The organism is Aquidulcibacter sp., assembly GCF_044346625.1.
Lineage (GTDB): Bacteria > Pseudomonadota > Alphaproteobacteria > Caulobacterales > Aquidulcibacteraceae > Aquidulcibacter.
On sequence record NZ_JBIIYV010000009.1, the window covers coordinates 24,636 to 41,645 of the forward strand.

Annotated in this window: 18 protein-coding genes; 7 read left to right on the forward strand and 11 right to left on the reverse strand. The window is 56.6% G+C overall.

Annotated features, from left to right (window positions below):
• The first annotated feature begins 40 nt into the window (after positions 1-40).
• Together ACIQ20_RS04320 and ACIQ20_RS04325 are read left to right on the forward strand one after the other, a co-directional pair.
• Positions 41-865 carry a mechanosensitive ion channel family protein gene (locus tag ACIQ20_RS04320; RefSeq protein WP_395777708.1) on the forward strand — a complete coding sequence of 275 codons (825 nt, stop codon included), beginning with the start codon at positions 41-43 and terminating at the stop codon, positions 863-865.
• 21 nt (positions 866-886) lie between these two features.
• A complete protein-coding gene (locus ACIQ20_RS04325; protein ID WP_395777710.1) occupies positions 887-1,591 on the forward strand; it encodes an isochorismatase family protein in 705 nt (234 codons plus the stop codon).
• Positions 1,592-1,683: 92 nt separating this feature from the next.
• On the opposite strand, the gene ACIQ20_RS04330 is transcribed toward ACIQ20_RS04325, so the two are convergent.
• The 3 genes from ACIQ20_RS04330 to ACIQ20_RS04340 all read right to left on the reverse strand — a co-directional run bounded on the left by ACIQ20_RS04330 (position 1,684) and on the right by ACIQ20_RS04340 (position 4,257).
• Entirely contained in the window at positions 1,684-3,483 is a 1,800-nt protein-coding gene (locus ACIQ20_RS04330) for a DUF885 domain-containing protein (protein ID WP_395777712.1), read from the reverse strand.
• A gap of 85 nt (positions 3,484-3,568) precedes the next feature.
• A complete protein-coding gene (locus tag ACIQ20_RS04335) occupies positions 3,569-4,012 on the reverse strand; it encodes a type II toxin-antitoxin system VapC family toxin (protein ID WP_395777714.1) in 444 nt (147 codons plus the stop codon).
• Entirely contained in the window at positions 4,009-4,257 is a 249-nt protein-coding gene (locus ACIQ20_RS04340; RefSeq protein ID WP_298229644.1) for a type II toxin-antitoxin system Phd/YefM family antitoxin, read from the reverse strand. The genes ACIQ20_RS04335 and ACIQ20_RS04340 overlap by 4 nt, the downstream gene beginning before the upstream one ends.
• 138 nt (positions 4,258-4,395) lie before the next feature.
• Between ACIQ20_RS04340 and ACIQ20_RS04345 the strand changes: the two genes are divergently transcribed.
• The 3 genes from ACIQ20_RS04345 to ACIQ20_RS04355 all read left to right on the forward strand — a co-directional run bounded on the left by ACIQ20_RS04345 (position 4,396) and on the right by ACIQ20_RS04355 (position 6,354).
• Entirely contained in the window at positions 4,396-5,331 is a 936-nt protein-coding gene (locus ACIQ20_RS04345; protein ID WP_395777716.1) for a polysaccharide deacetylase family protein, read from the forward strand.
• Entirely contained in the window at positions 5,331-5,843 is a 513-nt protein-coding gene (locus ACIQ20_RS04350) for a GNAT family N-acetyltransferase (protein WP_395777718.1), read from the forward strand. Before ACIQ20_RS04345 ends, ACIQ20_RS04350 begins: the two co-directional genes overlap by 1 nt.
• Before the next feature lie 91 nt (positions 5,844-5,934).
• Complete coding sequence (locus tag ACIQ20_RS04355; protein WP_395777720.1) at positions 5,935-6,354, forward strand: hypothetical protein; 420 nt, start codon at positions 5,935-5,937, stop codon at positions 6,352-6,354.
• Between the two features lie 12 nt (positions 6,355-6,366).
• Here ACIQ20_RS04355 and ACIQ20_RS04360 read toward each other — a convergent pair whose 3' ends face one another.
• The 8 genes from ACIQ20_RS04360 to ACIQ20_RS04395 all read right to left on the reverse strand — a co-directional run bounded on the left by ACIQ20_RS04360 (position 6,367) and on the right by ACIQ20_RS04395 (position 14,043).
• A complete protein-coding gene (locus ACIQ20_RS04360; protein ID WP_395777722.1) occupies positions 6,367-6,708 on the reverse strand; it encodes a DUF2794 domain-containing protein in 342 nt (113 codons plus the stop codon).
• Positions 6,709-6,773: 65 nt separating this feature from the next.
• Positions 6,774-8,525, reverse strand: a complete 1,752-nt coding sequence (locus ACIQ20_RS04365) for an alkaline phosphatase D family protein (protein WP_395777724.1) — start codon at positions 8,523-8,525, stop codon at positions 6,774-6,776.
• A gap of 234 nt (positions 8,526-8,759) precedes the next feature.
• Entirely contained in the window at positions 8,760-10,343 is a 1,584-nt protein-coding gene (gene serA, locus ACIQ20_RS04370) for a phosphoglycerate dehydrogenase (protein WP_395777726.1), read from the reverse strand.
• The gene (locus ACIQ20_RS04375; RefSeq protein WP_395777728.1) at positions 10,340-10,852 is read right to left on the reverse strand and encodes a GNAT family N-acetyltransferase; all 513 of its coding nucleotides are present in this window, start codon (positions 10,850-10,852) and stop codon (positions 10,340-10,342) included. Before ACIQ20_RS04375 ends, serA begins: the two co-directional genes overlap by 4 nt.
• A gap of 11 nt (positions 10,853-10,863) precedes the next feature.
• Positions 10,864-12,030 carry a phosphoserine transaminase gene (locus ACIQ20_RS04380; protein WP_395777730.1) on the reverse strand — a complete coding sequence of 389 codons (1,167 nt, stop codon included), beginning with the start codon at positions 12,028-12,030 and terminating at the stop codon, positions 10,864-10,866.
• 312 nt (positions 12,031-12,342) lie between these two features.
• A complete protein-coding gene (locus ACIQ20_RS04385; RefSeq protein WP_395777732.1) occupies positions 12,343-12,993 on the reverse strand; it encodes a DUF2846 domain-containing protein in 651 nt (216 codons plus the stop codon).
• Between the two features lie 70 nt (positions 12,994-13,063).
• Positions 13,064-13,651 carry a hypothetical protein gene (locus tag ACIQ20_RS04390; protein ID WP_395777734.1) on the reverse strand — a complete coding sequence of 196 codons (588 nt, stop codon included), beginning with the start codon at positions 13,649-13,651 and terminating at the stop codon, positions 13,064-13,066.
• Positions 13,652-13,749: 98 nt separating this feature from the next.
• Positions 13,750-14,043 carry a hypothetical protein gene (locus ACIQ20_RS04395; RefSeq protein ID WP_395777736.1) on the reverse strand — a complete coding sequence of 98 codons (294 nt, stop codon included), beginning with the start codon at positions 14,041-14,043 and terminating at the stop codon, positions 13,750-13,752.
• Between the two features lie 158 nt (positions 14,044-14,201).
• Here ACIQ20_RS04395 and ACIQ20_RS04400 point away from each other — a divergent pair, with 158 nt between their 5' ends.
• Entirely contained in the window at positions 14,202-15,443 is a 1,242-nt protein-coding gene (locus tag ACIQ20_RS04400; RefSeq protein ID WP_395777738.1) for an FAD-binding domain-containing protein, read from the forward strand.
• Complete coding sequence (locus tag ACIQ20_RS04405) at positions 15,440-16,969, forward strand: FAD-binding domain-containing protein (protein ID WP_395777740.1); 1,530 nt, start codon at positions 15,440-15,442, stop codon at positions 16,967-16,969. The genes ACIQ20_RS04400 and ACIQ20_RS04405 overlap by 4 nt, the downstream gene beginning before the upstream one ends.
• The last annotated feature ends 41 nt before the right edge of the window (positions 16,970-17,010 follow it).

Genomic DNA, 17,010 nt, shown 5'->3' on the forward strand with positions numbered 1-17,010 from the left:
ACTTTCACTAGATCGGCGAAATGGCTAGGACCCTGCCCTCATGACCCAGTTTGAAACCGACATTTTGCCGACTCTCATCGCAACTGGCATGGAAACCGCCGTTAATCTCGGTTTAAAGGCGCTGGGCGCGATCGCTCTGTGGTTTATCGGGCGCTGGGTGATCAGCTTGATCGCTCGTGCCATCACGCGCGCCCTGCTCCACAATACGATGGACCGCACGATCAAGACGTGGATCGGCTCCATCGTCACCATCGGCCTGAACATCTTTCTGGTCATCACCATCCTCAATGTCTTTGGTATTGAGACGACCAGCTTGGCGGCACTGGTGGCAGCCGCTGGCCTGGCGGTTGGCGCGGCTTGGTCGGGCCTATTGTCCAATTTCGCCGCCGGTGTGTTCTTGATCCTGTTCAAGCCGTTCAAAGTCGGCGACTTCATCACAGCCGCAGGGGTGACTGGCACCGTCACCGAGATCGGCATGTTTGCGACCGCGATCAACACGCTGGAGAATGTTCGCACCATCATTGGTAATAATGCGGTCTCCACGGCCATTATTCAGAATTATTCCGCCAATCCCTATCGGGCGGTGGATCTGCGCGTGCAATTGGCCGCCAGCGTCAGCCCGGATGACGCCAGGGCGATGCTGCTCAAGGCCGTATCAGCCATCCCCAATGTCATTGCCGACCCGGCCCCTGTCATTGAGATCATTGAGTTTACTGAATCTGGCCCCAAGCTTTTGGTTCGCCCCTTCTGCCATAATGATCATTATTGGCAGGTCGTGTATGATACCCACAAAGTCATTGCCGCGACCTTTGGCGATGCTGGCTTCCCGCAGCCTTCAGTCGCGCGCGCGGTCAAAAACGTCTGACCTGAACGAGAGGAGCATTCAATGGCCCAGCCCCCGCCTTCCTTCGAACCGACCATGGTGTGCGAGGATCTAACGGCGCGGCAAATCTATGCCCGCGTTAAAGCCAATCCCAACCGCGCCAGGTTTGGCATTGGCAACAAGCTCGCCATCGTCAATATCGACTTTCAACAGGCCTATACCCGGCCGGACCTGTTCCCCAACACATCTTACGTAACCGATCCTCGCCAGATTGAACACACCAATCGCATCAGCGGTTTGGCGCGGGCCGCTGGCATGCCCGTTATCTGGACCCGTGTGGCCTATAAGCCTGACGCGGGCGATGCAGGCGTTTGGGGCACGCGCACCAACACGCCCGACAGTTTGCAGAACATCAAATATGACAGCGATCGCCACCAGTTCGACCCTCGCTGCGAGATCGATCATGGCGTTGACCTTACCTACACCAAGCGCATGCCATCGGCCTTGTTTGAGACCCAGCTTGCCAGCTACCTGGTCTGGCACAAGGTCGATACGCTCGTCATCACCGGTGGCTCGACATCAGGCTGCGTCCGCGCCACAGCCGTCGACAGCCTCAGCCACGGCTATCGCACCATCGTGCCAGAAGAATGCGTCGCCGATAAGCACGAAAGCTATCACTTCGCCAATTTAACGGACCTTCTGTTGAAATATGCCGATGTGGTGGGCGTGGCCGAGATTGATGCCTGGTTTGCTGGGCGCGCGCGCTAAGAGGACTGCGCAGCACGAGCTGCGCATCAGTACGCGAAGACAGGCGCGCTCGTGCTGCGCGGTCCATGGACCTATCCTGCCTGATCACCCCCTCACCCAATCGCCTCATCCAACAATAACGCACGCGCATAACGCACGGGCGGTGAGCCAAAGCCTAAAATCCCATCGTGATAGGCCTTCAGCTTGAAGGCCGAGCCTTGTTTGGCTTTGGCCGCGGCGCGCGCTTCCATATGTTCGGAGAAGCCGACGAAATAGGTGGAAAGTTGGGTGACGGATAATTGCGCGCGACGCCATTTGCCGGCGGCTTCTCGTTCTTCTTGGAAGGCGGTTTCGGTCAAGAAGGTCATGACTTGGGCTTCACTCCACCCGTCGACATGAATGCCCTGGTCGATGATGGCATTGGTGATGGTGCGAAGAAGGACCTTCAATTGGGTCAAGCGATAGAGCGGATCATCGGCCATAAAGCCTTCTTCCACCATCACCGTCTCAGCATAGACCGCCCAACCCTCCACAAAGCTGCCCGAGCTTAAAACGGCCCGCAGGATGGATGGATAGGAACTAGCGTGAAAAATCTGGACATAATGGCCGGGCATGGCTTCATGCACGGCAATGTCTTGAATGCCGCGGCGATTATATTCGCGGGTGAAGGAGATCGCCTGTTCTTCGGTCCAATCATCCGGAATGGGCGAGACGGCATAGAAGGTGTCCAAGTGCTTCTCAAGCGGCCCTGGGCTGTCGCAATAGGCAACTGAGAAGCCGCGTTGGAATTCCGGCATCAGGATGATGCGGACGGGGCCGTTCGGTAGGGTGATTAAATCCTTTTGCACGACAAATTTGCGGGCGATTTCGGTCGCCTCTGTCGACACTTCCACCAATTTATCCCGTGCGGGCCGATCCGCTGCCGCCAGATCAAGGGCAGTACGAATGGCCTTTTGCTGTTCGGCTGGCGTTGGCGTTGCTGGTAATGGCGGGGCATCGGTGCGGCCAGACAAGGCCTTGACGGAAACCGCATACATGTCAGCCCGCACGTCGCGCACCGCTTGTTCTGCCCGGCGGCGAATCTCTTGCCGTGAAAGGGGCGACAGGAGGGTGTAAGTCAGTTGCTTATCGAACCGGGTAGCGCCAGCCCGGAAGTCTGCCTTGGCAGCGGGCACCAAAGTCTGATCGATCCAGTTTTGGTGCGTATCAACGGCACGCAAGAACCCGGCAATCGCGGCATTTAGCGCTTCGAGCTCCGCACCTTCAAGCGCACCCTTCGCAGGCTCAATCATGTCGGTAATGATAGACTTCAGGCCCGGATTTTGCGCCGCATAGGTCACGGCATGCGGGGTCGGCACGCGCGCGGGCGCAAGGTTTGCGCGCGCGGTGGCGAGAAAGACCGGCAGAAGCTTGAGACGGGCGGTCACATTGTTCAACCGCTGGGGCAAAGGCGCAAAATCGCGGGCCATTAAAGTGTAGAGGGCGCTACCTGCCGCATCTTGCCAGAGCAAGGGGTTCCACGCCCAATCTTCTAGCGCTTCGGTTGTCCAGATTTGCGCCTCAAGTGCGTTGACCAGCATCGCCCGATCGACCTGATTGGCGCGCGAAAGGGTGCTGGGTGCAAGTGCATTCAGACGCGTTAGGATGGACTTGGCAAAGTTCAGCGAGGCGGTGCGGCCTGCAGGCGTATAATCATTCAACAAATGGTCGAACCGGTGATCCCCGGTCCAAGTTGCCGAAACCGGGCTTAAGCGCATCGATTGGTCAAGCCAGTCTGCCGCTATCTTTGCAAAACTGGCATCCGGGCCCGTTTGTCCCTTCGCCCATAAAACACTGGGCAGGAACGGCACCGCCGCACTCGCCCCCAAAGCCCCTAAAACTGTGCGGCGCGAGTTCTGACTTGATTGGGGCATGCTTTAGTCTCCCAGCTTGCTATTCGATAAGCACTATAGGGCCGTTAGGTCGGCTGTCATCCCCACAAGAATGCGTGCAAGTAGCCTAACGCGCATCATCTGGGGCGCGCACAGCCACCCCGAAGGGAACAAAGTGCTTGGTATTTTGGGTGATAATCGTCAGATCATGGACTTTGGCGATACCTGCAATCGCTGCATCCGCCATGCCCGAATTATGCCCAGACGCTGAGGCCCTTGCCTCAAGTTGCCCGCCAATAGCTGCTGCCGCCACATCGATCGTGAGAATCCGGTCTTCATAATTGGCCACAAGGCCCATGAGCCAGCGTCTGAGTTCGGCGGCCTTTACGTCTGCTCCCTTATGTTCAAGGAGCGCTATTCCTTTCTCGATCTCGTGGATCGTCACCACGGACAGAAAGAGCTTGCCATCGGCGTCCATTTGGTCGAGCCAAGCCAAGACCTGAGGCGATGCATTCCGCCGCGACGGTGAAAGCATCGAAATGATATTTGTATCAAGCAGATAACCGCTCAAAGGACCACATCTCGCGATGGGCTGGGGTTTCTGTCAGGAAGATCGGCCGGCATTGCCTGCAGATAGGCAATCAAGCCAGAACGCTTACGTTCCAATGCCTTACGAGCGATTTCGCCTGCCTCAATGGAGACTAGCGTGGCAACAGGCTTGCCGTGGCGGGTAATGGTCACGAAGTCGCCTTTCATGGCATCGTCGACTAAACTCGAAAAACCTGCCTTGGCATCTTTAAGATTGATCGTCTGCATCACCGGCTCACAAAAAGTAGTCACATGTAACCACAATACTTAATTTCCCTCGGTTTGCAAGTTTAGTCGACCTCATGGCTGAGCACGTTAATCAAAGCCCCCCTTGCCTTCACCCAATAGCTCGCGCAAACTTTACCCATGCGTGCTGAACCCAATCTCTACGACGACTGGCCCTATCTGAACCGGCCGAAAATCATCTGGCCCGGCAATAAGAAGCTGGCCTTCTGGATTGCGCCCAATATTGAATATTATGAGTTCATGCCACCGGTGAACCCAAAACGGCCGGGTTGGCCCAAGCCTTCACCCGATGTTGTCGGCTATTCCCAGCGCGACTGGGGCAATCGGGTCGGCCATCAACGACTGATGGAGATGCTGGATCGGCATGAGTTACGCGGCTCCATCTCGCTCAATGTCGCTATGTGCCAGCATTGCCCGGAGATCATCGAAGCTTGCGCGGAACGAAAGTGGGAGTTTTTCTCCCACGGCATTTATAACACGCGTTATTCCTATGAAATGGACGAAGCCCAAGAGCGCGCCGTGTTGGAAGATTCCATCGCGACGGTTCAAGCCGCTACTGGCCAGCGCATTCGCGGCTATCTGGCCCCTGCCCTGACCCATACGGAACGCACGCTCGACCTCATCGCTGAATATGACTTCTGGTACACGTGCGATCTCTTCCAAGATGATCAGCCCCAGCCGATCAAGACCAAAGCGGGCAAGCTGATGAGCATGCCTTATTCGCTAGAGGTCAATGACGTCATCACCTATGGCGCGCTGGCGATGAGTGCAGAGCGCTATGCAGACGTATTGATGCGCCATTTTGACCAATTGCTGGAAGAAGGTGGCGAGAGTGGCACTGTTATGTGTATCCCGCTCCATGCCTATCTGGTCAGCCAAAGCCATCGGATCAAAGCGTTTGAGCGGGCGTTGAGCTATATCACCTCGCATAAGGATGAGGTGTGGTTTACCACCGCCGTTGAGATTGCGGGTCACTACCGCGAACATTGTTGGGACCAAACCTTGGCCGATGTTGCAGCCCGTGGGCTTGCGACGGGCGGGACAGGGTTTTCCTAATGCAGATCAGAGCGCTAACAGAGGCCCTAGACCTGCGCCAATTGGAAGATTTGTGTGCGCTTCTAATCGATGCGGTTGAGGGTGGTGCCTCCTTGGGCTTTCTCAAACCGATGGAGCTAGAGCGCGCGCGGGCCTATTGGCAAAACGTGTCGCAGTCCGTTCAGGCCGGTGACAAGGCCTTATTGGTGGCTGAGATCGAAGGGGCGATCTTAGGCACCGTCCAAGTCGTTCTGGATATGCCACAGAACCAACCCCACCGCGGCGAAATCTCCAAGATGATTGTTCACACCAAAGTCCGCCAATTGGGCCTTGGAATGCGGCTTCTAGGCGCGGCGGAAGACCGGGCCCAGCTAGCCGGGAAATCGCTCTTGGTGCTCGACACCCAGACCGGTTCTGCCGCCGAACACCTTTACCGGAAAGCCGGCTATAGCCCGCTGCCACCTTTGCCGGATTATGCGCTGACGCCAGACGGCGTGCTGGCCGCCACGACCATCTTCTGGAAGCGGGTTTAGCCCACCCGGAACCTTACAAGCATTTAACTGGCTCGTCATAATAGGTTCTGGCAGGACAGGCGCGGGACGACTTTCATCTGGGGAAATCATCATGAACTTCAAATTGGGTGCGGCAGCAGCGCTGGCGCTGGCGAGCGCTTTGGGCGGCTGTGTGAGCATTAATGTCAATGAAGCCGACGAAAAGGTGGACGTGGCCCCCATGCCATCGGCTCTAATCGGCACTTGGGATGTCTCCCTCTATAGCGACCCAAATGCCGAGCCCAGCAAGACCGAATTTGTTGTCACCGAAGTTACCGCAGGCACCTTCAAAGGCACCTTCTACGGCAGCGAGATCCTAAATGGCCGCTATACGATTAAGGGTAATGAGATCGTGTTTGCGGGCCGTACTGCCGATCTTTCGGGCGCCTACTGGCACTCTGCACGGATGCGCGCCAATTCGGTTATCCAAGGCCAAACCCTGTCCGACGGCCGAAACTTCCTCATGGCTTGGACGGCGCGCCGGAAGCGTTGAGGAAAAGCGCGACTACCGCACGACTTTCAGCAATTTACGCTCGAGCACATCCAAAGTCGCGGCCAGTTCATGGCCGCGCTTTAATACTTGGCCTGCGGAGCCTATCACGCTCCACTGGCCTTGTTTGGATGCCAAGGCAGGGCGTTTCTCAATGCGATAAAGCGGATTTTCGCTGGCGCGGCGGAAAATAGAAAAGGTGACGGCATCGGGACCATCATCAATGGCATAGTCGCGCCATTCGCCCGCCATTTGCCCGCGCCCATAGAGGTTTAAGATCACATCAAACTCGCGCCGCTCGAACCAAATTTTTGGCGCGCGACGCGGTAATGACTGGGCAGATGTATCTAAGCTCATGGCCTAATCTAGGCCCGGTTTGAAGCCGCTGACAAGTGGTTGCTTCAAGTTAACATAACGGCGGTTTAGACCGCCACCAATCCCTGCGGCTTTGGCCCATAAGTGGTTTCCCAGCTGGTGGCCTTCGTGACAAGGAAGGTCTTGGACTTTACGGTGTCCAATTCCATGAAGTCTCCCCGCACGCTCTCTGGCGTGATGGTCACCAAAGTATAGCCGCGCTTGGTCTCTTCATGCCATTCCACTTCTGGATTGGCGCGGGTGATGAGCTCGTTGAGAGCTGCCCCTTCCAAACCAAAATTCGCGAACGTATCGGCGATGCTAGGGCTGGTCACCGACGTGCCGCCAAACTCAACGCCGCGTACTTCGCCTTCGGCATCCTTCAGCGTATTTGCCCATGCCGCATGTGTATCACCCGTGCAGACGATGAGGCGTGCACCAGCTGCTTTGGCAGATGCATAGAGGCGTTCGCGTGCTGCTGGATAACCGTCCCAGGCGTCCAAATTGAACGGGACATTGAATTGCGAAAGCTCAAAAAAGGCCTTGGTTTGAGGGCGGGCTTTGGCAATCGCCTCAAGCACGCTGGGCGGCAGGCCTGCATTAAAGTTGGGCGAGGTAACGCGGCCCATAATGACTTGATTGCCCAGCACTTGCCACTTCTTGCCGGACTTCACAGACTTGATTAGCGCCTCTGCCAACCAAGCCTGCTGGCTTTCACCCAACATCTCGCGGCTTGGGTCATTCAGCTTTTTCTCTTTAAAGCCTGCAATATCTGGCAGAGCTATTACGCCTTGGGGCAAATTGCGGGGGTCGAGCCCTGCAAGGCGCGCAGGATCCGTAATTTTCACCGGCTTGCCAGAAGTTACATCAAACAGGGCGGGTTCAAGGTCGGTTGCATAATCCAGCTGGAAGGTGCGGGCCAAAACGCGGGTTTCAAGCATGACGATCGTCGCCAAATCGCCCCACTCAAATGTGCGGTTGATTGCCTCAAACGACTTGCCTGGGGCTGGATTGCGCAACGGCATCCACTCATAATAGGCCTGAAGGGCCGCCGCTTTACGCAGGTTCCATGGGCCTTCTGTCGACGGATTATTATTCTCGGCGCCATCCTTATAGGCGTCATTAGACGTCTCATGATCGTCCCATGTCACCATCCAAGGCGCACACGCATGCGCGGCCTGAAGATCAGGATCCGTTCGATACTGGGCGTACCGCAAGCGATAGTCCGACAGCGTAATGATTTCTTTAGGCGGCTCCGGGACGCGACCAACGGTCTTGCCCCATTCAGTCGCATATTCGCCGGGGCCATACTCATAGATATAATCGCCAACGTGGAGAACCAAGTCAACATCGCCGCGACGGGCAATGGCTTGATAAGCATTGAACCAACCCGCTGGGAAGTTGGAGCAGGAAACCAGGGCGATATTCAACCGCTCACCACCGGTCGCAGGTGCTGTCTGAGTACGGCCAATGGTGGAAGTCTCGGTACCAACCGAGAAGCCATAATAATAAATGGTGCCAGGCTTTAGGCCTGTGACGTCCACTTTCACCGTATGGTCGCGGCTGGGACCGGTCTTCAGGCTGCCGCGCTTGATGACTTGTGTGAGCGCAGAGTCCGTCGCCACTTTCCATGTAACGGTGACGTCACTGCCGGCAATACGCGGGCTGACGCGCGTCCAGATAATCACTTGGGTGGTTAGCGGGTCGCCGCTGGCGACACCATGGGCGAAGAGCGCTTGTTCAGCTGCGGCCGCAGACGCGGTGCAGGCAGCGGCGACAAATGCGCCTGATGTTAGGGCAGCTCGACGGGTAAGGGCCATGGTAACCTCCAGTGACCGCTTCCATGCACTTGCTTCGCTCATTTGCCAACACCCCGGTTGCGATGCTCCGGGGCGATAAAGCGATTTGGCGACAGTCCCGTGTCCGTACCATGACGATCACGCGACGATTTCAGGTTAATTGGGCCCAAAATGCCCTAAACTAAGCTTTTGATTCATAATCTGTTAACGGACTGGACGCCAACGGGGCTCCGGCAGCGTCCATATCCAAATCGATTAGACGAACTCTAGCACTTTCACATAGCGCACTTGTGGCAGGGCTTTCAGCTCTGCCTGCAGGGCGGCTGGCACCGACTGGTCGATACCCACAAGCGCAATCGCGTCTTCACCTTCGGCGACGCGGCCCAAATTAAAGGTCGCAATATTAATGCCAGCAGTGCCGAGCATCGTGCCCAAAGCACCGATAAAGCCTGGCGTGTCAGAGTTATTGATAAACAGCATACGGGTGTGGAACGCGGCTTCAAAAGCCATGCCTTTAACTTCCGTGATGCGGGGCTGACCGCCGATTACCGCGCCTGCAACCGTGCGCCATTTACCGCCGGTTTGTACCTTCACACGGATCAGGCTGTCATAGGTGGGCGAGAGGTCGCGCTTAGATTCGCTGAACGGCGTGCCACGATCTTTCAGGATCGTCGGTGCACTGACCATATTGATGTCGGCTAGCAGCGGCTTCAAGATTCCGGCTAACAATGAAGCGGTCAATGGCTTGATGTTCAGGCCTGTGACCTCGCCCTCATATTCGACTTCGATTGCTTCAAGACCATCGTCAACAATCTGACCGGCAAAGGCGCCGAGCTTTTCGCACAAGGTGATGAAGGGCTTGAGCTTTGGCGCTTCTTCGGCGGTGACCGAGGCGGTGTTGAGGGCGTTCGTGACTGCCCCGGTCAGCACATAATCCGCAATCTGCTCGGCAACTTGCAAGGCAACATTTTCCTGCGCTTCGGTGGTCGAGGCACCCAAGTGCGGGGTAGCGGTAAAGTTTGGGCAGCCAAACAAAACGTTGCTGGTCGCAGGTTCTTCAGCGAACACGTCAAAGGCTGCTGCACCGACGCGGCCGGTCTTCAAATGCTCAGCCAAGGCTGCTTCATCGACCAAGCCACCGCGGGCACAATTGACGATGATGACGCCCTTTTTGGTTTTGGCGAGGTTTTCAGCCGATAAGACATTGCGGGTCGTTGGCGTCAAAGGCACGTGCATGGTGATGGCGTCGGCGCGGGCCAGAAGTTCGTCCAGCTCTACCTTTTCCACACCGATTTCGACAGCACGCTCGTGGCTGAGGAATGGGTCATAGGCGACGACTTTCATCTTAAGGCCCAAGGCGCGGTCGGCCACGATGGAGCCGATATTACCACAGCCAATCACGCCCAAGGTCTTGGCATAGAGCTCTACCCCATTGAAGCGGTTCTTCTCCCATTTACCGGCTTGAGTGGAAGCATCGGCTGCACCAATCTGACGGGAGGCTGCAAACAACATGGCAATCGCATGTTCTGCCGTGGTGATCGCATTGCCGAAAGGCGTGTTCATGACGATGACGCCGCGGGCGGTCGCGGCTGGAATGTCAACATTGTCGACCCCGATGCCAGCCCGGCCAATCACTTTCAACTTGGTGGCCGCCGCCAAAACGTCAGCATCGACTTTGGTGGCCGAGCGGATGGCCAAACCATCATAATCGCCAATGCAGGCAATCAACTCATCCTTGGTCATGCCGGGCTTATAATCGACAGCGACATTGCGGTTCTTGAAGATATCAATGGCGGCTTGGCTGATCTTATCAGAGATCAAAACGCGAGGTTCGGTCATGGGTTTGGTCCTTTTTCGTAAGTTTGGCGGGTGAGCGCATGAATTAGAACGTCCTCGTCCCAAATCTCGCGTTCCTCAATGAATTGAAATCCAAGTCGACGGTAGAAACGAATTGCGCCTTCGTTATCGATTTGCGGGTCAATTAGGATTGTGTGGATGGCGGGATCGGCAAATAAGTCCGCAATGGCCTGACGCATCATCTCGCGCCCAAAGCCTTTATTGAGGTCTTCCACTTCGCCGATCCAAATATCGATTGATGCATGGCCAGCAGGACGTTCCAAATGTCCCCAGTATCCTGACCCATCGAGCCTGAGGTCAAGTAACTGGATGAAGCCCAATGGACGTCCGTATAGCTCCGCAATGATTTGTCTTCTTCCTGGCGAAGGCGCACCGAGTTCTTCCTCCCAATTCCAACCTTCTTCCGGATCAGGAGGCGTATGCTCATAGCTATCCCAGCGCTTCAACAACGCGAGGTCAGCTTTGGTCGCTTCACGCAATATGATGGACATAGCGATTAAGCTTAAAGCTCGGCCACCAGCGTCCCAAACGCCCAGTCGAGCCAAGGCGTCAAGGCGATCACATCGTCTGTATCGATGGTCGCCCCACACCAGAGGCGCAGACCCGGAGGGGCCGCACGATAGGCTGCAGCATCCAAGGCAACACCTTCTTTGTCCAAGAGGCCTGCGAGCTTTTTGGCAAAATCGGCTTGGCCTTCTTCCGTAAGGCGCGTCACGCGGGGATCGACGACTTTCAAGCAGACCGACGTGTTGGAGCGGCTTTCAGGCGTTGCAGCCAAAAAGTCGACCCAAGCGGTTTTCTCAACCCATTCGGCAATCGCGCCTAAATTGGCATCCGCACGGCCATGCAAGCCAGCCAGACCGCCGACGCTTTTCGCCCAAGTGAGCGCGTCAATATAGTCTTCTGTGGCCAGCATCGAAGGGGTATTGATCGTCTCACCCTCGAAAATGCCTTCGACCAATTTTCCGCCTTTGGTCATGCGGAACAATTTTGGCATAGGCCAAGCAGGTGTGTAGCTTTCAAGCCGCTCCACAGCGCGGGGGCCGAGGATCAGCATGCCGTGCGCACCTTCACTCCCCAGCACTTTCTGCCAAGAGAAGGTGACGACATCGAGCTTGTCCCAATCCAGAGCTTGGGCAAAGGCTGCGGACGTGGCGTCACAAATGGTGATGCCTTCGCGGTCAGCCGGGATCCAGTCCGCGTTTGGTACGCGGGTGCCAGAGGTAGTGCCATTCCACGTGAAGATCACATCATGAGTTTTGGCAGGCACGGCGGCGAGGTCTGGCAATTGGCCATAGTCGGCCTTGATCACCACAGGGTCCAATTTCAATTGCTTGACGGCATCGGTCACCCAATCCTCGCCAAAGCTTTCCCAAGCCAAGGTCGCCACAGGCTTTGGCCCCAGCATGGACCACATGGCCATTTCAACAGCACCCGTGTCCGAGCCTGCAACAATGCCGATGCGATAGCCGTCTGGCACCTGTAGTACTTCGCGCGTCAGATCGATCGCGAGTTTCAGGCGGGCTTTACCGGGTTTGGAACGGTGGGAACGACCAAGGACGGCACCCGACAAAGCGTCGAGGCTCCAATTTGGGCGTTTTTTGGTGGGACCCGAAGAAAACCGAGGGTCAGCGGGCCGCATGTGCGGCTTAGGGGTATTCGCGTTCATGTTACTCCCATCCTTTCAGATGAGCGCCCGCCGGTGGGAGCGGGTGGCCCACGGCGCAAAGACACGATGTCGCCCGAGAATGCAAGCGACAATTTTATGAAGCCCGCCCTACCACCGCCCGTCGGTCAGGCGACAGCCCTTGTGGCATGGGGGTTTGGGCGGGGTGTAAAAAGGGAGAAACGCAAACACATGCAACTCAACCTACGAAATTGAATGAAGCCATGTGCCACCTACAGAACCCACAAGGGGCGCATCCACTATTCGGAATGCACCCCCATATCTGTTCGGCCAAGAATCAATTGAGCGTTGGACTTATTTCTTTGGCTTGCGATCTGTCGCAACCGCAGTCGTGACCTTCATCTTCTTGTTTTGGAAAGTCAAAGCATCTGATGGCGTCAAAATCGGACGGCCAATCATGATACCCATCGTGATGGACTGGACTACGAAATAGGTTTCGCCGGGTTCGATTTCCAACCGAAGTGTATCGGTCACTTCCGATTGAATGTTGAATTCGCGTGGGCCAGGGTCAACCACGTATACGAAGTAGCTGCCATTTTGCAGCTTGCCGATGCCCGTGTCGCCTTCGCGGATGGAGAAACTAAGGGCAGCACCAGTCAATTTTGATTGGCGGAAGAAGACCACTTGGCCCTTGCCTTCGGGGGGAGCCATGATTGGGTTAGGACCGGGGAAGGCGACTGTCGCGGGCGCAGGCGGAGCTGGTGGCGCTTCTGGCGCAGCTGCTGGAGTGGCTTCGGCGGGCGGCGGAGCGGGTTCAGCCGCGGGTGGTGCTGGTGGCGCTTCCGCTGCCGGTGGGGCTGCTGCGGGCGCAGGATCAGCAGGCGGTGTCGCCGTTGCCGCTTGAGCAAAGGCGGTTGAACCGGCCATGGAAAAAGCCATTAAACTGACGGTGGCGACAAGCCCCCGAATATCAAATTGAGGCTTGTTCGTCGTTGCAGTTTTCATAGCGCGAATCTCCAAAAGCTATGATGAGGAAAAGGAAGTGCGAAGCTGACTGGGCCTAGCGGTCAATCAATCACGGTGCCGTGGCAGCGGCTGCTGGAACAAATGGGGCCGTAAGCTTCGCAGTCGCCCAAGCCCCAGCTGGAATTTCAACATGCCCACCCTGGATCAGAAAGCTCGCCATGCCCAGATAGGGGACAAAGCTGGTAGCCATGACAACATTGCTTCTGTCTTCGCCGCCTATGGGCCGCAATTGTAGGCCGCGAATGCCGATTGTGGTTCCGTTTAGCGTCAAGAAACGCCCTGCAATAACAAGCTTACCTGGCTTACCACCAATGCCCGGCTTACCGACATCGATCACTTCACCTGTCCCCAGTATGCCAGCAGGGACAACAATTTTATCGCCAATTTTGAGGGGTTGGGCGAGCTTCAATGCGAACCTGTCACCGACCTTGCTGGTCTTGGTTGAAAGCAGTTCGGTGATCTCGATATCCATCGGCGTGCCAGCCGGGATGGAAGCGATGCTGGCGGCAGGCGCAGCGGCCGGACTTTCGACCGGTGCAGTGGCTTGCGCAGCGGGCTCTGCAGCAAGCGGCATTGCGGGGATCAAAAGGCTCAAGAAAATCGAGAGTATGGGGACAAGTTTAGTGAAATTCATCATAATTCCGCACTACCATAAGGTCAGATGCCGTCAAATATTTTCAACAGCGATCACTTTAAGCTGAATACGAGCAGGTAAACGGGCGGAAAATGGTTACTTCAAGAAACAACCAATTCCCTTATTTCCACCGTACCACCTGCTTCATAGGTCGGGTTGCCCTTCAAGACTTCACTAGCTTGTTCGAGGCTCTCAGCCTGGATTTTGATATAACCCGTTAGCTGGCGGGTCAGAGCGGCCGCATCGCCATGTTTGCGAAACGCCTGCCCCTGCCCGATAGAGCTGCCACCTTGAAAGCTCTCCATCTCGATCAGCCGACCGATATAGGGTTCCCAGTCTTCATCGCGCTCTGGGCTGGTGGTGTCGGCATGCATCAGCAGGATAAAGTCTTTCATAGTCAGGTCCGTTCTTTGGCGTGGGAGAGCATAGCCATAGCTTGAACCAAAAGCACCCTTAAACCGGTCCACATTGCAGGGAATGACGGGAGAACTGGCCCACCCCCTTTTCACACCAATCCTTGAACCAATGCTTCGCCCACTGCGTATCTAACCCCATGTCGCCTTTTCCGTTTGACCCCACCCCACAGCCCTTAAGCCGCGTTGATTGGACGGGGACGCGAGCGGCTGGCCTAGGGCGCTTAGAGGCGTTTTTGCCGGCAGCCGGCACGGCCTACGCCCGGGCGCGCAATAGCGACCTGGGGCCAGATGACCGATCAAACGTGTCCGCCCTTTCACCTTGGCTCGCGCGCAGATTGATCACCGAAGAAGAAGTCGTCAGCCGAGTGATGGCGTGCCATGGCCATGTGAAGGCAGAGAAATTCATCCAAGAAGTCTATTGGCGCAGTTATTGGAAGGGCTGGCTGGAGATGCGGCCGCAAGTGCTGACGCGCTTTAATCAAGACCGCCTCGCCCTCAATCAAGTGGTCTCAGAAAATCATGAACTCGCGCAAAGACTTACGCGCGCCAAGAGGGGCGAGACCGGTATAGCTTGCTTTGATACGTGGGTTCGAGAACTCACCACTTTGGGCTGGCTGCACAATCATGCGCGGATGTGGTTTGCCAGTATCTGGATATTCACGCTGGAATTGCCCTGGCAATTGGGGGCGGATTTCTTCTTTAAGCATCTTCTCGACGCCGATGTGGCGTCCAATACCCTGTCGTGGCGCTGGGTGGCAGGGCTACATACCAAGGGCAAGCACTACGTCGCACGCGCCAGCAATATTGAGACCCACACCTCGGCGCGCTTTAACCCTGTTGGCCAACTGGCCGAAAACGCGCTGCCCATAGGCGAACCATTTTTGGAAACCGGCCCCGGTACCCTGCCCAACGGTGAGATTTTGTTTGAAGAACGCGTTGGGCTCTTGCTGCATGGTGACGATCTACATCCAGAGTCGCTGCCGTTGGCCGCGAAAGTGATGGGCGCTGGCCTGTTGCAGGTGCCTGAGATTGGCCCTGCAGATGGGGCCAAGAACAAGTTTCTGCGCCGGGCGGAACAAGACGCCTGCATCCGCCTCGAACACGCATTCAATGTAGATGCTCGACAGATGACCTCACTAGACGAGGCGCTGAACTGGGCGCAGGGTTTGGGCGTGCGCGAGATCGCAACACCTTATGCGCCAGTCGGGCCAATCGCTTGGCATTTGGCAGATTTAAAACGCGCCTTGGCCGAACATGGCATCCGGCTAGTGCGTCTGCGCCGACCTTGGGATAGCCGGACGTGGCCCTTGGCAACCCGGGGGTTCTTCAAACTGAAAGAGAAATTGCCCAATTTGGTGCGCGACCTGGGGCACCTATGATCGAGATCGTCTGGTTTAAGCGCGATCTGCGTGTGCACGACCACGCCCCCTTGCTGGCGGCACAACAGAGCGGCAATCCGGTCCTGCCACTTTATCTTTTTGAGCCCGATCTGTGGGTTCAACCTGAACTTTCCGGGCGCCATTTTGACTTTCTTACGGAATGTTTGGCCGACTTAGATGGGGCTCTGCAGGCGCGGGGGGCAGGTTTAGTGGTGGAAATGGGCGAGGCGTGTGAAGTCTTTGCCCGTTTGCATGCTCGCTATGGCATCCGCGCCATTCATGCATATGAGGAAACGGGCCTTCTCTGGACCTATCGGCGCGACAAAGAGGTGCGAGCATGGGCCAAGCGGTCTGGTGTGGCCGTGTTGGAAACGCGCCAGCACGGTGTCTGGCGCGGCCCAAGCACACGCAATGGTTGGGCGAAACGCTGGGACATGATGATGGCGACTGCGCCTGTCGAAGCCCCAGAGGCGATCCGCTTCGCTGCGGTGCCAAGCACCACTTTGCCCAACGCCGAAAGCCTCAACATCGCCAATGATTTTTGCCCAAATCGACAGACGGGCGGCAGGCGTGAAGCTGTTTTGCTTTTGAAAAGCTTCTTGTTAGTGCGAGGGCGGCAATACCGGAAGGCCATGTCTAATCCCGCTGAAGGCGCCGAGGCGTGCTCTCGCCTGTCACCTCATTTGGCCTTTGGCACCGTTTCCATGCGCGAGGCTTATCAGACTGCCAGCCGCGCCCAAGCGCGCCACTTAGCGGCAGGTGACAAAGTCTATGCTGCTTCCATCGCGTCCTTCTTGGCGCGCCTGCACTGGCACTGCCACTTCATCCAGAAATTGGAAGATGAGCCAGAGATTCAGATCAAAAACATGCACCCTGCTTATGAAGGTCTTCGGCCACAGCGACCGGAAGATAGAGCGCTAGCAGAAGCTTGGATCGAAGGTCGCACTGGCTTTCCCTTTGTTGACGCTTGCATGCGGTCGCTAGCGGCAACGGGCTGGCTGAACTTCCGGATGCGCGCGATGGTGATGAGCTTTGCGAGCTATCATCTTTGGCTAGACTGGCGCTTACCCGCTACCCTGCTTGCCTGTCGTTTCACCGACTTTGAGCCCGGCATTCATTATAGCCAAGCGCAGATGCAATCGGGCACGACAGGGATCAACACTCCGCGCATCTATAATCCGGTCAAACAATCCATTGATCAAGACCCGGAAGGGTCCTTCACCAGACTGTGGGTGCCAGAACTGGCTCATTTGCCCACCGCCCTTATCCATGAGCCGTGGAAAGCTTTGGCAGACGATGTGCCGCAGTCCTACCCCGCCCCTTTAGTCGACCATGTGGCGGCGGGGGCGTTCGCGCGCGCAGAAATCCATCGCGTCCGCAAGGCCGATGGGCACAGGGCGCTGGCTCATGTCATTCAAGAACAGCATGGCAGTCGCAAGTCTGGGATCAAGCAGGTAACACAGGCCAAGGCACAAGCGCGAAAGAGCGCCAAGAAGTCCACCGATCAGATCAGCTTCGACTTTTAAAAAAAGCGCGCACCAGCCAAAAACCAGTGCACCCCTTAAAC

Bases quoted from the DNA above. Each gene is read 5' to 3' on its own strand.
- ACIQ20_RS04320 (WP_395777708.1), top strand. From the start codon at position 41: ATGACCCAGTTTGAAACCGACATTTTGCCGACTCTCATCGCAACTGGC.
- ACIQ20_RS04325 (WP_395777710.1), top strand. From the start codon at position 887: ATGGCCCAGCCCCCGCCTTCCTTCGAACCGACCATGGTGTGCGAGGAT.
- ACIQ20_RS04330 (WP_395777712.1), bottom strand. From the start codon at position 3,483: ATGCCCCAATCAAGTCAGAACTCGCGCCGCACAGTTTTAGGGGCTTTG.
- ACIQ20_RS04340 (WP_298229644.1), bottom strand. From the start codon at position 4,257: ATGCAGACGATCAATCTTAAAGATGCCAAGGCAGGTTTTTCGAGTTTA.
- ACIQ20_RS04345 (WP_395777716.1), top strand. From the start codon at position 4,396: ATGCGTGCTGAACCCAATCTCTACGACGACTGGCCCTATCTGAACCGG.
- ACIQ20_RS04350 (WP_395777718.1), top strand. From the start codon at position 5,331: ATGCAGATCAGAGCGCTAACAGAGGCCCTAGACCTGCGCCAATTGGAA.
- ACIQ20_RS04355 (WP_395777720.1), top strand. From the start codon at position 5,935: ATGAACTTCAAATTGGGTGCGGCAGCAGCGCTGGCGCTGGCGAGCGCT.
- ACIQ20_RS04360 (WP_395777722.1), bottom strand. From the start codon at position 6,708: ATGAGCTTAGATACATCTGCCCAGTCATTACCGCGTCGCGCGCCAAAA.
- ACIQ20_RS04365 (WP_395777724.1), bottom strand. From the start codon at position 8,525: ATGGCCCTTACCCGTCGAGCTGCCCTAACATCAGGCGCATTTGTCGCC.
- serA (WP_395777726.1), bottom strand. From the start codon at position 10,343: ATGACCGAACCTCGCGTTTTGATCTCTGATAAGATCAGCCAAGCCGCC.
- ACIQ20_RS04375 (WP_395777728.1), bottom strand. From the start codon at position 10,852: ATGTCCATCATATTGCGTGAAGCGACCAAAGCTGACCTCGCGTTGTTG.
- ACIQ20_RS04380 (WP_395777730.1), bottom strand. From the start codon at position 12,030: ATGAACGCGAATACCCCTAAGCCGCACATGCGGCCCGCTGACCCTCGG.
- ACIQ20_RS04385 (WP_395777732.1), bottom strand. From the start codon at position 12,993: ATGAAAACTGCAACGACGAACAAGCCTCAATTTGATATTCGGGGGCTT.
- ACIQ20_RS04390 (WP_395777734.1), bottom strand. From the start codon at position 13,651: ATGATGAATTTCACTAAACTTGTCCCCATACTCTCGATTTTCTTGAGC.
- ACIQ20_RS04395 (WP_395777736.1), bottom strand. From the start codon at position 14,043: ATGAAAGACTTTATCCTGCTGATGCATGCCGACACCACCAGCCCAGAG.
- ACIQ20_RS04400 (WP_395777738.1), top strand. From the start codon at position 14,202: ATGTCGCCTTTTCCGTTTGACCCCACCCCACAGCCCTTAAGCCGCGTT.
- ACIQ20_RS04405 (WP_395777740.1), top strand. From the start codon at position 15,440: ATGATCGAGATCGTCTGGTTTAAGCGCGATCTGCGTGTGCACGACCAC.